Origin of the sequence: Thermohalobaculum sediminis, assembly GCF_023487995.1 — a bacterium.
Lineage (GTDB): Bacteria > Pseudomonadota > Alphaproteobacteria > Rhodobacterales > Rhodobacteraceae > Thermohalobaculum > Thermohalobaculum sediminis.
Window position 1 is genome coordinate 159050 of the sequence record NZ_JAMFKN010000009.1, and the last position, 12450, is coordinate 171499.

Below are 12450 nucleotides of genomic sequence, written 5' to 3' on the forward strand. Positions count from 1 at the left end.
ATCATCCCTTCCGGTCGGTGGTCGCGAGCGCGACCCAGGTTTCGGTCAGCGCGGCGTCGCCCCGCCTAAGATACGCGCGAAGCTGGACCGGCTCGGTGCCCGTGGCGCGGAAGTCGAAGCTGAGCCGCCAGCGATCGGTTCCCACGACCGGGCGGCAGCCGATCGGGCCCAGGATCTCACCGCCCACGGCCTCGATCACGGGCTCGACGCCGCTTTGGACCGTGAGGCCCTTGAGCGCCGCGCCCTGGAAGTCGATCACCATCTTGTCGATCCCCTCGGGGATGTCCTGCCCAGGCGCGCCGCCCTGGCCCTGGCGGGTCGAGAAGACGCGGGCGACGGTGGGCTCGGGGTCGCGCTCGCCCCAGACGATGCGGTAGTCGAAGGACAGCATCTCGCCCGGCGGGGGAAGCTCGGCGGGCGACCAGTAGGCGACGATGTTGTCGAAGGTCTCGTCCACGGTCGGGATCTCGATCAGCTGCACCGCGCCCTTTCCCCAGTCGCCGACAGGCTCGATCCAGGCCGAGGGGCGGCGGTTGTAGAACACGCCGTCGTCCTGGTAGTTCTCGAAGGCGCGGTCGCGCTGGATCAGGCCGAAGCCGCGCGGGTTCTGGTCGAAGAAGCTCGAGGTCCGCACGACGCTGGGATTGCCCAGCGGGCGCCAGATCCGCTCGCCCGCGCCCGTCGCCAGCGCGAGCCCGTCGCTGTCGTGGATCTCGGGCCGCCACTCGTCGGCGAGGATCCGGCTGCGCTCGGAGAACCAGTACATGCTGGTGAGCGGCGCGATGCCGAGGCGCTCGACCGCGCGGCGCAGGAACAGCCGGGCCGAGATCGTCGTCACGTGCGGCTCGCCCGCGCCGCCGCGCCTGAGCCCGAACTGGTAGGCGCCCGAGACCGAGGGGCCGTCGAGCAACGCCCAGGCGGTCAGCGTGTCGGCCGGATCGACCGGCGGGCCGATCCAGAAATGGCTGAAGCGGGGGAACTCCTCGGGCTTGGCAAGCCCCGTGTCGATGGCGAGGCCGCGCGCCGAGAGGCCGTACTGGCCGAGCGGCCCGTCGGTCCTGAAGTACGAGGCGCCAAGGAACGACACCCAGTCGGGCGCGAGCCCCGGCCGCATCACGCGGAAGCCCGCGAAGCCCACATCCTCGGGCAGATCGCGCGCCGGGCTGTCGTCGGGCATCGAGAAAAAGTCCCGCCGGTAATGCACCTCGCGGGCGGTGCCGTTCTCGACCAGGTGGACGCGGACGGGCTCGCGGAAATAGCGGCCGGGATGGAACAACTGGATCGGCGCCGACGCGCCGACATGCATCAGCGAGGCATCGTCGCGGAACCGGATCTGCCAGTGCGCATCATAGTCGATCTGCTCGATCTGCTCGGGCACCGCGATCACCGGCGGGCGGTAGGGCTCGGCGGCCGCGCTCCGGGCGAGCGCGACGAGGTCGGGGAAGGAGAAGGCCGTGGGCGGGCCCAGAACAGGCAGCGTCTTCGCCTGGGCCAATGCGCCCGGCACCGGGCCAGCCATCAGGGCGGCGAGGCCAGCGAGGCCGCCTGCGGAAAAGTGACGACGGGATAGCTCCGTTGACACGCGATATCTCCAGATCCGCTGATTTGGGTCGTCCGCTAACCAGCCTCAGCGCGCGTGCGTTGGCAAGGGGCGACTGCGGCGACGGCCTGCACATGGCGTGGCTGGCCCGGTGCGCGCGATGACGAGCGGGCGCTCGATCGCGGCGCGCCGCGTTCGGGCCCCCGGGGCATGCGAGGCGCGGCGATGGGCACCACCGGCGCGAGTGGCTTATCGGGGCGCGCTCATCGGCGATCCTCGCCCGGATCGAGGGCATGGCCGCTGGCGGGGCCGCGGACGGGCTGGACCAGCATCCGGTCGAGCCAAAGGTCGCGGGCGGTGCGGAACTGCTCGATCCCGATCTGCATCCCCTCGTGACCGCGCGCGGGTTGGGCCACGTAGGTGCCGAGCAGCCGGTCCCACCAGGGCAGGTTGAAGCCGTAGTTCGAGTTGGTCTCGCGCGGGTCGGACGAGTGGTGCACGCGGTGCATGTCGGGCGTCACCACCAGCAGCCGCAGCACGCGGTCCACCGGGCGCGGCAGATCGATGTTCGAGTGGTTGAACAGCGCCGTCGCATTCAGCACCACCTCGAACAGCAGCACGGCGACGGCTGGCGGCCCCAGCGCCGCGACGACGGCGAGCTTGATGCCCATCGAGATCACGATCTCGACCGGATGGAAGCGCAGCCCCGTGGTCGCGTCGAAGTCGAGGTCGGCATGATGCATCCGGTGCAGCCGCCACAGCCCCGGCACCGCGTGGAACATCACGTGCTGCAGATAGATCGCGAGATCGAGCAGCAGCATCGAGGCGATGATCGCGACCCATGCTGGCGCCTCGATGTTGTTGAAGAGCCCCCACCCCCGTTGCTCGGCCATGACCGCGAGGCCGACCGCGAGGATCGGGAAGGTCAGCCTCAGGATCGCCGTGTCGAGCACGACGAGCGCGAGATTGTTGGTCCACCGGATCACCCGCGGGATCTCGCGCCGGCGGCGGGGCGCGGCGACCTCCCACAGCATCATGCCCGCCAGAACCCCCAGGAAGGCGGCGAGGCGCAGCGCAGGCTCGTGGGCGAGGATCGTCTGGGCCATGGGCAGTCGCGGTCTCTCCGGCGTGAGCGGGCCTGTGGACGGGGCGGGAGCCGTCCGCAATCAAGCCAAGATCGTCTATCGGCGCGGGGCCACCCGGGTCAACCGACGCAAGGGCCTCCCGTATCGACGCCGACGCCCTCGTCGCGCGCGCCCCCTCCACGACCGGGCCGCCTGACGGGGTGCGCTCGCCGGGGAGGCCGACTCCCGGACGATGCGGCGTTTTGGACAACGGCGATGGTTCATCGGAAATTTGATTCCCGTTGATTCTGCGTCATAACCTTCGCGAGATATTAACGTCCTGCGACAAAGGAATTTCCGCATGGTCGCGCGAGCGAAGCCGGCCGCATCGATGCCAATCGCGTCGTCGGCGGTCCGGTCGAGGGTGGTCACGACCGACGATTTCGACCCGCCGATACGGTACGAGGCGTGGCGCGAGCAGATGCTCGGGATCAACGAGGTGATCGTCGATCCGGGCTGTCGGCCAGGGTTCTCGGCGCGCGTCGAGCATTGGCAGCTTGGACGGATGCAGCTGAGTGACAAGCGGACGCCGGCGATGCGCCTCGTCCGCCGGCAAGGCGACGCATCGAGGGACGGCCACGACGAGCTGGTGCTGCGGGTCACGCGCCGGGGCGTCGGTTCCAGCGCGGCAGGTGACCGCCGGTTCAGCGCGGGTCCCGGCGAGCTCGTCATCGAGTCGCTCACCGAAGGTTACGAGGACATCTGGACCGAGGCCGAATGGGTCACGCTCAAGGTGCCCAGGGACCTTTTCCCCGGCCTTGAGGAGACCTTCGCGACCATCGGGCCCGGCCCCGTGGCTGGCACCGCCGCGCGGCTTCTGGCCGATTACCTGCTCGCCTTGCCGGCACGGCTTCCCTTGGCGACCGAGGCGGAGCTGCCGATGATCGCCGGGATGACGCGGTCGATGATCGCGCATTCGCTGCTGGGCACGCAGGGGCCGAGGCTCATGTCCCCGTGCGATTTCGAGAGCGTGGCGCGCGCGCAGGTGGGCCGCGTGATCGACCAGCATGTCGGCTCGGCCTGCCTGACGCCCAGGCGGATCTGCGATCTGACCGGGATATCGCGTTCGTCGCTCTACCGCATGTTCGAGGGCGTGGGCGGTGTCGCGAACCACATCCAGCAGCGCCGGCTGCAGCTCGTCCACGCCGCGTTGTGCGACCCGGCGCGGGCGCATGAGCGGATCTCGACCATTGCCGAGCGCTTCGGCTTCCACTGCACGAGTTCGTTCAACCGGACGTTTCGGCGCGCCTATGGAATGACACCCGGCGAGCTGCGCGCGCTGGCGCTCGGGGCCTCGCGGACCGGGGTCGTCCTGCCCGCCATTAACCGGCAGGCGTCTTGAGCGGCTGCGGCGCATCGCACGGCCATGGTCCGGCCGGAGGGGGCATTTCGGCGCTACGCCTTCGGGGGCGGGCGCTCGATCGCCTACTCCTCGAAGAGGCCCGTGGCATCCCGGTCGCGCTCGTATCGTCTCGCGACCGGAAACGGCGGAAGCCATGACTCGCGCCGCACGGTCCAGATCTCGTAAGTCGGCGTCAGTTGATCCGGGGCATCCAGCGAGCCGAGGTTCACTTCCACCTCGTCCACGCTGCGCCCGAACACCGGCGATCCGCATCGCGGGCAGAAGAAGCGCCCGGCAAACTCGCGTGTCTCGCCCTCGACCGTCACCGAATCCGCCGGGAACACCGCCGATGCGTGAAAGAGCGCCCCGTGATGCTTGCGGCAATCGAGGCAGTGGCAAAGTCCGATCCGGTACGGGCGCCCGGACGCCACGATCCGGACATTGCCGCACAGGCAGCCGCCAGTAAATCGTTCCATGCCGCATCTCCTCCACCAGCACCCGTTCGGAAGGCATACGACGAACGCGGCCGCTCTGGCGAATGATAGCCGCAGACGGGGCGGCGGTGCCGCCGGGCAGTCCGCGGTCGCGTTCGGCTGGCCGGAGTCGCCGCCGGGCCGATCGTGCCGGCGGCCGCGCCTTGCCGGCACCGCCCGTGGCCTCTGTCCCGAATCTCCGGCTCGGCGCGCGCGGGCGATCCTGAGTTGTGCCGCGATCATCCTTGGCCCGCGCGGGAGTCCCACGAGGTTCGGCGTCGTGGTCTTGGTCGGACACTTGATCTCGTTGTTCCCGAATCGCGAAATGCGCGTGGCCCGATTGACGGTGACGTTGTGCCCATGCATCAGAACGGAGGCCGAAAGGTGAGGCTGATTCCCGCGTTCGTGCCCGTCGCCTTGCTCCTCGGCATCTCCGGCTGCGACGAGCCTGACGATGCGCCCGCCGAGCCTGCGATCTGGTCGGTCCGCACCACGATCGTCACCGACATGGCCGAGGCCGAGCGCCGGACGTTCTCAGGCGTGCTGACCGCGGCCGAGACCATGCGACTCGGCTTTCCCGTCGCCGGCCGGCTGCTCGAGGTCCCGTTCCGCGAGGGCGAGAGCATCACCGCGGGCGAGGTCGTCGCCCGGCTCGATCCCTCCGAAGTCGAGCGCGAGATCGCGGCGGCGGAGGCCCGCGTGGCGGCCGCGCTGGGGCGGCTCGAGGCGGCCGACGGCGAGTTCCGCAGGCAGAATGCGCTGTTCGAGCGCGGGCTGATCGCGCGTGCCGCCTTCGAGAGGGCGAGCGCCGAGGTCACCACGGCGCGCTCGGAGCTGCGCCTTGCCGAGACCGAACTGTCGGGGGCGCGGGAGCGGCTCGACCGCGTCACACTGGTGGCGCCGCGCGACGGGGTGGTCACCAAGCTGCTCGCGAACCGCTTCGAGGAGATCGCCGTCGGGGCGCCGGTCTACGAGGTGGCGGTCACCGCCGACCTTCAGGCCGAGGTCCTGGCGCCCGAGCGGCTCATCGGCACGATCGGTCCCGAGACGCGCGCGGTCGTTCGCCTGCCGGCCTTCCCCGGCGCCGAGATCCCGGCGCGGGTGAGCGAGATCGCCTCCGACGTCGAGGCGGGCAACGCCTTCCGCGTGAAGGCGCGGCTCGAGAACCCGCCGGCGGGCGCCAAGACGGGGCTGTCCGCCTCGGTCACGTTCGAGCTGCCGCGCCGCGCGCAGGGCCTCGTGGTACCGCTTTCGGCGCTGGTATTCTCGCAGACGAGTTCGGCGCCGACGGCCGGCGACGCGGCTTCGGTCTATGTCTTCGACCCGGTCGCCGGGAGGGTGGGCTTGCGGGCGATCCGCATCGACGGGGTCGCGGGGAACGAGGTCCTGGTGACCGACGGTCTGGAACCCGGTGAGCACGTCGTCACCGCCGGCGTCGCGCTGCTCGATGACGGGCAGCGCGCGCGGCTCTGGAGCCTGCCGGAATGACGGGGCTGACGCGGTTCGCGCTCGATCAGTGGCGGGTGGTGCTCACGCTGATCGTTCTCGTGATCGTCGGTGGAACGACGGCCTATTTCCAGCATCCCAGCCAGGAAGACCCCGAGATCACCATCCGCACAGCGGTCGTCACGGCGCAGTTCCCCGGCATGCCGGCGCGGTGCGTCGAGCAGTTGCTGGTCAAGCCGATCGAGGAGGCCGCCCGCCAGATCGCCGAGGTCGAGACGATCGAGAGCGCGGCCCAGACCGGCCTTGCGACGGTGAAGGTCGAGCTGCGGCCCGAGATCGTCGAGGTGCAACCGGTCTGGAGCACGCTGCGCGACAAGATGGCCGATCTCGCGCCGCGCCTGCCGGAGGGTGCGGACGGCCCGCATGTCAATGACGACTACGGCCGCGTCGCCGTCACCACGCTCGCCCTGCACGGCGCGGACTACTCGCTGGCCGAGCTGCGCGCGACGGCACGCTGGGTGCGCGACCGTCTTGCCGCCGTGCCGCAGGTTAGCCGGATCGACATCTTCGGCGTGCAGGACGAGCGGATCTGGATCGAGTTCGACCGCGCGCGCCTCGACCAGTCGGGCCTCACCGTCGAGCGGATGCTGGACGCCATCGCCGACCAGAACCTGATCCTGTCAGCCGGGGCGCTCGAGACCGAGCAGGGCTTTCGCTATGCGCTGGCGACCAGCGGCGTGTTCGAGGACTGGCAGCGCGTCGGCGATGTCCCCGTGGCCACGCCCTCGGGCGAGATCCTCTATGTCCGCGACCTTGCCCGGCTGGTGAGGGGCTATGTCGATCCGGTCCGCAAGCCGGTCTTCTTCGACGGCCGCCCGGCGGTCACGCTCGGCGTCTCGATGGTCGAGGGGGCGGCGATCCAGAGCTTCGACGCCGCGCTGCAGGCGCGGCTCGCCGGGATCCGAGCCGACCTGCCGCTGGGCCTCTCGCTCGATCTGGTGACGCACCAGCCGCCGATCGTGGCCGAGTCGGTGGCCGAGGCGACCGAGAACCTGATCCAGACCATCGCGACGGTGCTGGGCGTCGTGATCCTGTTTCTCGGCATCCGCGCCGGGGCGATCGTGGGCGCCATCGTGCCGCTGTCGATCTTCATGGCGCTGGTGGGCATGGTGCTCTGGGACGTGCCGCTGCACCGCATCTCGATCGCGGCGATCATCATCGCGCTGGGCCTGCTGGTCGACAACGGCGTGGTGATGGCCGAGGACATCAAGAAGCGGATCGACGGCGGTACCGCGGCGCGCGGCGCGGCGCTCGAGGCGAGCCGCACGCTCGCCGTCCCGCTGCTCACCTCGTCGCTGACCACCATCCTTGCCTTTCTGCCGCTGATGCTGGCGAGCGACGCGACCGGAGAATTCCTGCGGGCGCTGAGCCAGGTGCTGATCCTGACGCTGCTGGCGAGCTGGCTCCTGTCGGTGACGGTGACGCCGGTTCTCTGCGTCCGATTCCTTGACCGCGGGGCCGGGCAGGGCGCCGCACAGCCACCCGCGCCCGGCCGGGCCGAGACGGTCTATGCGGGCGCGCTGCGGCGCGTGCTCGCGCGCCGGGGGGTGTTCCTCGCCGGCACTCTCGCGGTCTTTGCCCTGGCACTCGGGGCGCTCGGCCGCGTGCCGACGGGCCTGCTGCCGCCGTCGGAGCGGGCCCAGTTCGTCCTCAATCTCGAGCTTCCGGCGGGATCGAGCGAATCCGAGACCGCGCGCGTCGCGCAGCGGCTCGCGCTGTTCCTCGCGGACGGGGCGGCGAACCCCGAGGTCACCGGCAGCGTCGTTTATGTCGGCGCCGGCGGCCCGCGCTTCTTCCTCGCCCTCGCACCCGTCGACCCCGCGCCCCATGTCGCATTCGCCGTGGTGAACACCGCCTCGGCCGACGACGTCGCCCCGGTCCGCGCCCGGGTCGAGGCGTGGATGGCCGCCCAGTTGCCCGAGGCGCGCGGCTGGACCGAGCGGCTGTTCCTTGGCAGCGACCCGCCCGGCACGGTGCAGATCCGGCTCAAGGGCGACGACATCGACACGCTGTTCCAGGCGGGGCGCGCGGTCGAGACCGCCTTCGCCGAGATCGGGGGAACGCGCGAGATCCGGAGCGACTGGGCGAACCCGGTCCTCCAGCTCAACGTCCTGATCGACCAGGCCCGCGCGCGACGCGCCGACGTGGCGCCGTCGGCCGTCGCGCGGATGCTCCAGACGAAGTTCGACGGCACGCAGGTCACCGACTACCGCGAGGGGGACCTCTCGATCCCCGTGGTGCTGCGCGCCCGGCCCGAGGATCGCGCGAGCATCGATGATCTTGCCGACTCCACGGTGCTCTCGGCCTCGGGCATCGCGGTGCCGCTCCTGCAGATCGCCGATCTCGGGGGCGAGCTTCAGCCCTGGGTCGTTCGCCACCACCAGCAGGAGCGCGCTCTGACTGTCTCGGCGGTCAATCCGGCCATGACGGCGGCGGCACTCCTCGACGCGATCGCGCCGGCGCTCGACGCCCTCGATCTGGGCGACGGCGTGCGCTGGGAGGCCGACGGCGAGGTGCGCGCGAAGGCCGAGGCGAACGACGCCCTGTTCGCGACCCTGCCCCAATGCCTGATGGGGATCGTGCTGATCCTGATCTGGCAGTTCAACTCGTTCCGGCGGCCTGCGATCATCCTGGCGACGATCCCGCTTGTCCTGATCGGCGTCTCGCTGGGGATGAACCTGATGCGGGGCGTGCTCGACTTCAACGCGATGCTGGGCATCCTTTCGCTCGCGGGGATCATCATCAACAACGGCATCGTGCTGATCGAGCGGATCGACGAGGAGCGGCGGGCGGGGCTTGCGGTCGAGCCCGCGGTGGTCAGCGCCTGCACGGCGCGACTCAGGCCCATCGTCATGACGACGCTCACCACGATCCTCGGCCTCCTGCCGCTGCACCTGTTTGGCGGCGAGCTCTGGCGCGGGATGACCATCGTGATGATGTACGGCCTTGGCGTCGGCACGATCCTGACGCTGTTCGTCGCGCCGGCGCTCTACCTCGTGCTCTTCGGCCGGGGCCGCGCGCGGGCGGGAGCGGATGCTGTGCCGGGGGCCGAGGCGCGGCCGGCATGACGGTCGCGAGCGGGCCCGGCGCGACCGGAGCGAGAGAGAAGCGAGGCGTCTTGGTCAGATGATCCTTCACCAGCTTGCCATTGGCGCGGGCGCCATCGCGGTCAGCGTCATCATCCATGCGAGCTTCATGCTGGCAGCGGCAGCCATGCCCAAGCGCGAATTGCCGCCGAGACGCGGCCTTCTCCGCAAGGGCCTCGTCATCATTGCGGTCGTGCTGTGGTTCTTCCTGTCGATCTGCGTGCAGTGCTGGGTCTGGGCGATGCTTCTGCTCTCGCTCGGCGCACTCGGCTCGCTCGAGGCGGCGCTCTATTTCTCGACCGTCACCTTCACGACGCTCGGCTATGGCGACATCGTGCTCGGCGAGGACTGGCGCCTGCTCGGGGCGTTCGCCGCGGCCAACGGCACGATCATCATCGGCTGGACCACGGCGATGGTGTTCCTCGCGGTGCAGAGGGTCTACGAGATCCACGCGCGCTGACGCACTCCTCTCACCGCGTCCGAGGATCGCGTTGCGCGATCGTCGGTCTTACGGATGTCGTCGCAGGCAGCCGAGCGGCGGACGCCAACCCGCCTCGCGGTACGGCTCGGGCGTCGGGCCGATGCCGGACGCGGACGGTGGCAACCGCGGCTTGATCCAGAGGACCTCCGGGCCGAGCCATTCTGGCGAAAGGATGTCGCATGACAGCAGGAGGATGGCAAATCCGTCCTCGTCGAGCGGCGTCGTGCCGTCGACGGCGCGGTTCAGTGACCCGGCCCGAAGCCGATCGGCAGGACGTGCTGCCGCGACTCATTCCGGCACGCCGGCCCTAGCGAGGCCATCGACGAAGACATCGCGGTGGGCGAAGTGGCGCAGGCTCTCGCGGATCGTCGAAAGGCGCAGCGGCGGCTCGATCCGGCCGCGTGCGGACATGAATTCGTGCGCCTCTTCCATCAGGCCGAGATGCCCGCAGCAGCTGATCAAGGTGTTGTAGTGGCCGCCATAATCGGGGAACGCCGCGACCGAGGTGCGCAGATACGGCAGCGCCTCGGCGAAGCGGCGCGCGGCCAGCAGCGCAAGCCCGTGAACCGATGTGTAGAGACCCGAGAAGGTGTCGAGCGGACTGAGGCGCAATGCCTCGGCGGTTTCCTTCTGCGCATCCGTGAAGCGCCCGGCACGCAGCAGCGCCCAGCCATGCATGCTGTGGCCCAGCGCGAAGCTCGGGTTGATCGCGAGCGCCGCGGCAAGATCCGCGATGGCGCGGTCGTGCTGGCCCGCCGTGCTGAGCGAGAACCCCGCGACCATGCGCGCCCAGGGGTCGCCCGGGTCGAGCGCGAGCGCCGCGCGAGCATGGCGGTCGGCTTCGCGACGCCCGGCTGCCCGGTCCGGCAGCCAGTCGCAATGGGCTGCCCACGACGTTGCCCAGCCTAGCAAGGCGTGAGCCCTCGCATAACCGGGCTCCAGCGCGATGGCCCGATGCAGCAGGGCGCGTGCCTCCTCGTTGCGCGCGCGCTCGACGCGGTGGACGAGGTCGATGGCGCGCATCACCAGGCCCCAGGCGTCGATGCTCTCGGGCTGCAGCAGCGTCGCGCGCATGCTCTCCTCGGAATAGACGTGGGGCTCGACGGCCGCGACGACACGGGCGGTGATGTCGTCCTGAAGCGCGAAGATGTCCCGCAGCTCGCGGTCGTAGCGCTCGGCCCAGATGCTCTTGCCGGTCTCGGCATCGACGAGGTGCCCGGTGACGCGCAGGCGCCCGTCGGCCGCGCGCACCGAGCCCTCGAGCACGTAGCGCACGCCTAGCTGGCCTGCCGCTTCGCGCAGGTCGGCCCCGCGCCCGCGGAACACGAAGGTCGAGCCGCGCGCGATCACGAAGAGCCAGCGCAGCCGGGCCAGCGCGGTGGCGATGTCCTCGGTGATGCCGTCCGCGAAGAAGTCCTGTGCCGGATCGCCCGAGAGATTGGCGAAGGGCAGCACGGCGATCGACGGTCGGGTCGGCGCCGCGCCCAGTGCCCTGGACGGCGGGTCTGCCTCATGCATCGCTGGCGTGGCCGCATCGCCCATCAGCGGCCGCAGCGAGAGCCCGGTCCGGTCCTCGACGATCGCCAGCGTGCGCTCGGAAAACAGCCCGGTCATGAACTTGTCGATCGTCGACTTGCCCAGCCGCGTGCGGAAGGCGAATTCCTCGCGCGAGATGTGCTCGCGCGCGATGTGAGCGCGCACGGCGGCGGCAACGCGCTTGTGACCGTCGCTCATCGCGTCGCCCGCCGGCGGGCGGGCTGGTTCGGGCGGCTGCCGTCATCCTTCATCGTCGCGACTTTCCCGAGGTGAGGCCTTGCCGCGAGGCCGTCCGAACTCTCGCTCACCGCCGGCGCGGGGGTCAAGCGGCTGGCGGCGTGGCGCGGTTTCCCCGACTTCCGGCAAGCGGCGGAAAGGACGGGAAAGATTCGGCGAAATCCGGCGGGAGCCGCGGAAAGCCGGCTGCGCTAGAGCGATGCGCAAGCCGGGCCGACACCGTCGGACACACCGGCCCTGAAAACCCCGAGAACCGGAGACCAGCCATGCCTGCCAAGACCAAGGTCTTTGTTGTCGCCGCCGCCACGCTTGCGGTGTCGTCGGCCCTCGCCAGCCCGTTGAGCGATCCGTCCGCCGCGCGGATCGACGCATCGTCCTCGCCGCTGGCGGGCGAGCCGAGCCTCGCCGAGGTGCGCGCGGCGACCGAACGCTTCCGCGACGTCGAGGTCGCGCTGGCCGAGGGCTATGTCCGCGATCCGAGCGACATGTGCGACACCGCCGACATGATGGGCCGGCCGGCCGAGCTGGGCGTGATGGGGATCCACTTCTTCCGCCCGGACCTCCTCGGGATCTCGGCGCCGCCGAACCCGCGCGTCAGTGGAAGCGGCACCCACACCGATTTCCTCGAGCCGTCGATCCTGATCTACGAGCCGCGCGCCGACGGCGGCCTCGACCTCGTGGCCGTCGAGAACCTCGTCTTCATCGCGGCATGGGAGGCGGCCGGCAACGCGGCGCCACCAACCTTTCACGGCGTGCCCTTCGACACCATGATCGACGATCCCGCCACGTCGGTGGACGAGGCGCACATGTTCGAACCGCACTACGACATGCATGTCTGGCTCTATCGCGAGAACCCGAGCGGCGTCTTCGCGCAGTTCAACCCAAAGGCAAGCTGCGTCCACCATCGCACGGCGATGCACGCTCACGGTGGCTGACGGCCCCTGTGGCGCGGGATGGCACGAAAGGCGCGCGCCCGGTGCGAGGTGCCGTTCTCATCCCGCGAGCGACCGGCTGCCGCGGTGAGGGCTCGACCCGAACCTGACCGGCATTGCCCTTGGGGGCGCGGCCTCACCGCGGCGGGGGGACAATCCGTGACACAGGGCGCCACGGGGCGGACGGTGCCGA

General features: G+C 70.5%; 9 protein-coding genes. 5 read left to right on the forward strand and 4 right to left on the reverse strand.

Going from position 1 to position 12450, the window contains the following annotated elements:
- Nucleotide 1: 1 nt before the first annotated feature.
- Nucleotides 2-1495, reverse strand: coding sequence for a glucan biosynthesis protein (locus tag M1105_RS17005; RefSeq protein ID WP_249581574.1), 1494 nt, complete (start codon nt 1493-1495; stop codon nt 2-4).
- A 308-nt stretch (nt 1496-1803) separates the two neighbouring features.
- The gene (locus M1105_RS17010) at nt 1804-2646 is read right to left on the reverse strand and encodes a sterol desaturase family protein (protein WP_249581575.1); all 843 of its coding nucleotides are present in this window, start codon (nt 2644-2646) and stop codon (nt 1804-1806) included.
- 349 nt (nt 2647-2995) lie between these two features.
- On the opposite strand from M1105_RS17010, the gene M1105_RS17015 reads away from it, so the two are divergent.
- The gene (locus M1105_RS17015; RefSeq protein WP_249581576.1) at nt 2996-4006 is read left to right on the forward strand and encodes a helix-turn-helix domain-containing protein; all 1011 of its coding nucleotides are present in this window, start codon (nt 2996-2998) and stop codon (nt 4004-4006) included.
- Nucleotides 4007-4089: 83 nt separating this feature from the next.
- On the opposite strand, the gene M1105_RS17020 is transcribed toward M1105_RS17015, so the two are convergent.
- Nucleotides 4090-4482 (reverse strand): GFA family protein, encoded by a 393-nt coding sequence (locus tag M1105_RS17020; RefSeq protein WP_249581577.1) that lies wholly within the window; start codon nt 4480-4482, stop codon nt 4090-4092.
- A gap of 381 nt (nt 4483-4863) precedes the next feature.
- Here M1105_RS17020 and M1105_RS17025 point away from each other — a divergent pair, with 381 nt between their 5' ends.
- Genes M1105_RS17025 through M1105_RS17035 form a run of 3 tightly spaced genes read left to right on the forward strand, consistent with a single transcriptional unit; the run spans nt 4864 to nt 9531 of the window.
- The gene (locus tag M1105_RS17025; protein ID WP_249581578.1) at nt 4864-5967 is read left to right on the forward strand and encodes an efflux RND transporter periplasmic adaptor subunit; all 1104 of its coding nucleotides are present in this window, start codon (nt 4864-4866) and stop codon (nt 5965-5967) included.
- Nucleotides 5964-9053, forward strand: a complete 3090-nt coding sequence (locus M1105_RS17030) for an efflux RND transporter permease subunit (RefSeq protein WP_249581579.1) — start codon at nt 5964-5966, stop codon at nt 9051-9053. Before M1105_RS17025 ends, M1105_RS17030 begins: the two co-directional genes overlap by 4 nt.
- A gap of 58 nt (nt 9054-9111) precedes the next feature.
- Nucleotides 9112-9531: an ion channel gene (locus M1105_RS17035; protein WP_249581580.1), complete on the forward strand. Its 420-nt coding sequence runs from the start codon at nt 9112-9114 to the stop codon at nt 9529-9531.
- A 309-nt stretch (nt 9532-9840) separates the two neighbouring features.
- Here the strand turns inward: M1105_RS17035 and M1105_RS17040 are convergent, their stop codons facing one another.
- A complete protein-coding gene (locus M1105_RS17040) occupies nt 9841-11286 on the reverse strand; it encodes a tetratricopeptide repeat protein (RefSeq protein WP_249581581.1) in 1446 nt (481 codons plus the stop codon).
- A gap of 305 nt (nt 11287-11591) precedes the next feature.
- Here M1105_RS17040 and M1105_RS17045 point away from each other — a divergent pair, with 305 nt between their 5' ends.
- Entirely contained in the window at nt 11592-12260 is a 669-nt protein-coding gene (locus M1105_RS17045) for a hypothetical protein (protein WP_249581582.1), read from the forward strand.
- The last annotated feature ends 190 nt before the right edge of the window (nt 12261-12450 follow it).

Excerpts from the sequence above, each read along its gene's own strand:
- M1105_RS17010 (WP_249581575.1), bottom strand. The coding sequence starts at position 2,646 with ATGGCCCAGACGATCCTCGCCCACGAGCCTGCGCTGCGCCTCGCCGCC.
- M1105_RS17015 (WP_249581576.1), top strand. The coding sequence starts at position 2,996 with ATGCCAATCGCGTCGTCGGCGGTCCGGTCGAGGGTGGTCACGACCGAC.
- M1105_RS17020 (WP_249581577.1), bottom strand. The coding sequence starts at position 4,482 with ATGGAACGATTTACTGGCGGCTGCCTGTGCGGCAATGTCCGGATCGTG.
- M1105_RS17030 (WP_249581579.1), top strand. The coding sequence starts at position 5,964 with ATGACGGGGCTGACGCGGTTCGCGCTCGATCAGTGGCGGGTGGTGCTC.
- M1105_RS17035 (WP_249581580.1), top strand. The coding sequence starts at position 9,112 with ATGATCCTTCACCAGCTTGCCATTGGCGCGGGCGCCATCGCGGTCAGC.
- M1105_RS17040 (WP_249581581.1), bottom strand. The coding sequence starts at position 11,286 with ATGAGCGACGGTCACAAGCGCGTTGCCGCCGCCGTGCGCGCTCACATC.
- M1105_RS17045 (WP_249581582.1), top strand. The coding sequence starts at position 11,592 with ATGCCTGCCAAGACCAAGGTCTTTGTTGTCGCCGCCGCCACGCTTGCG.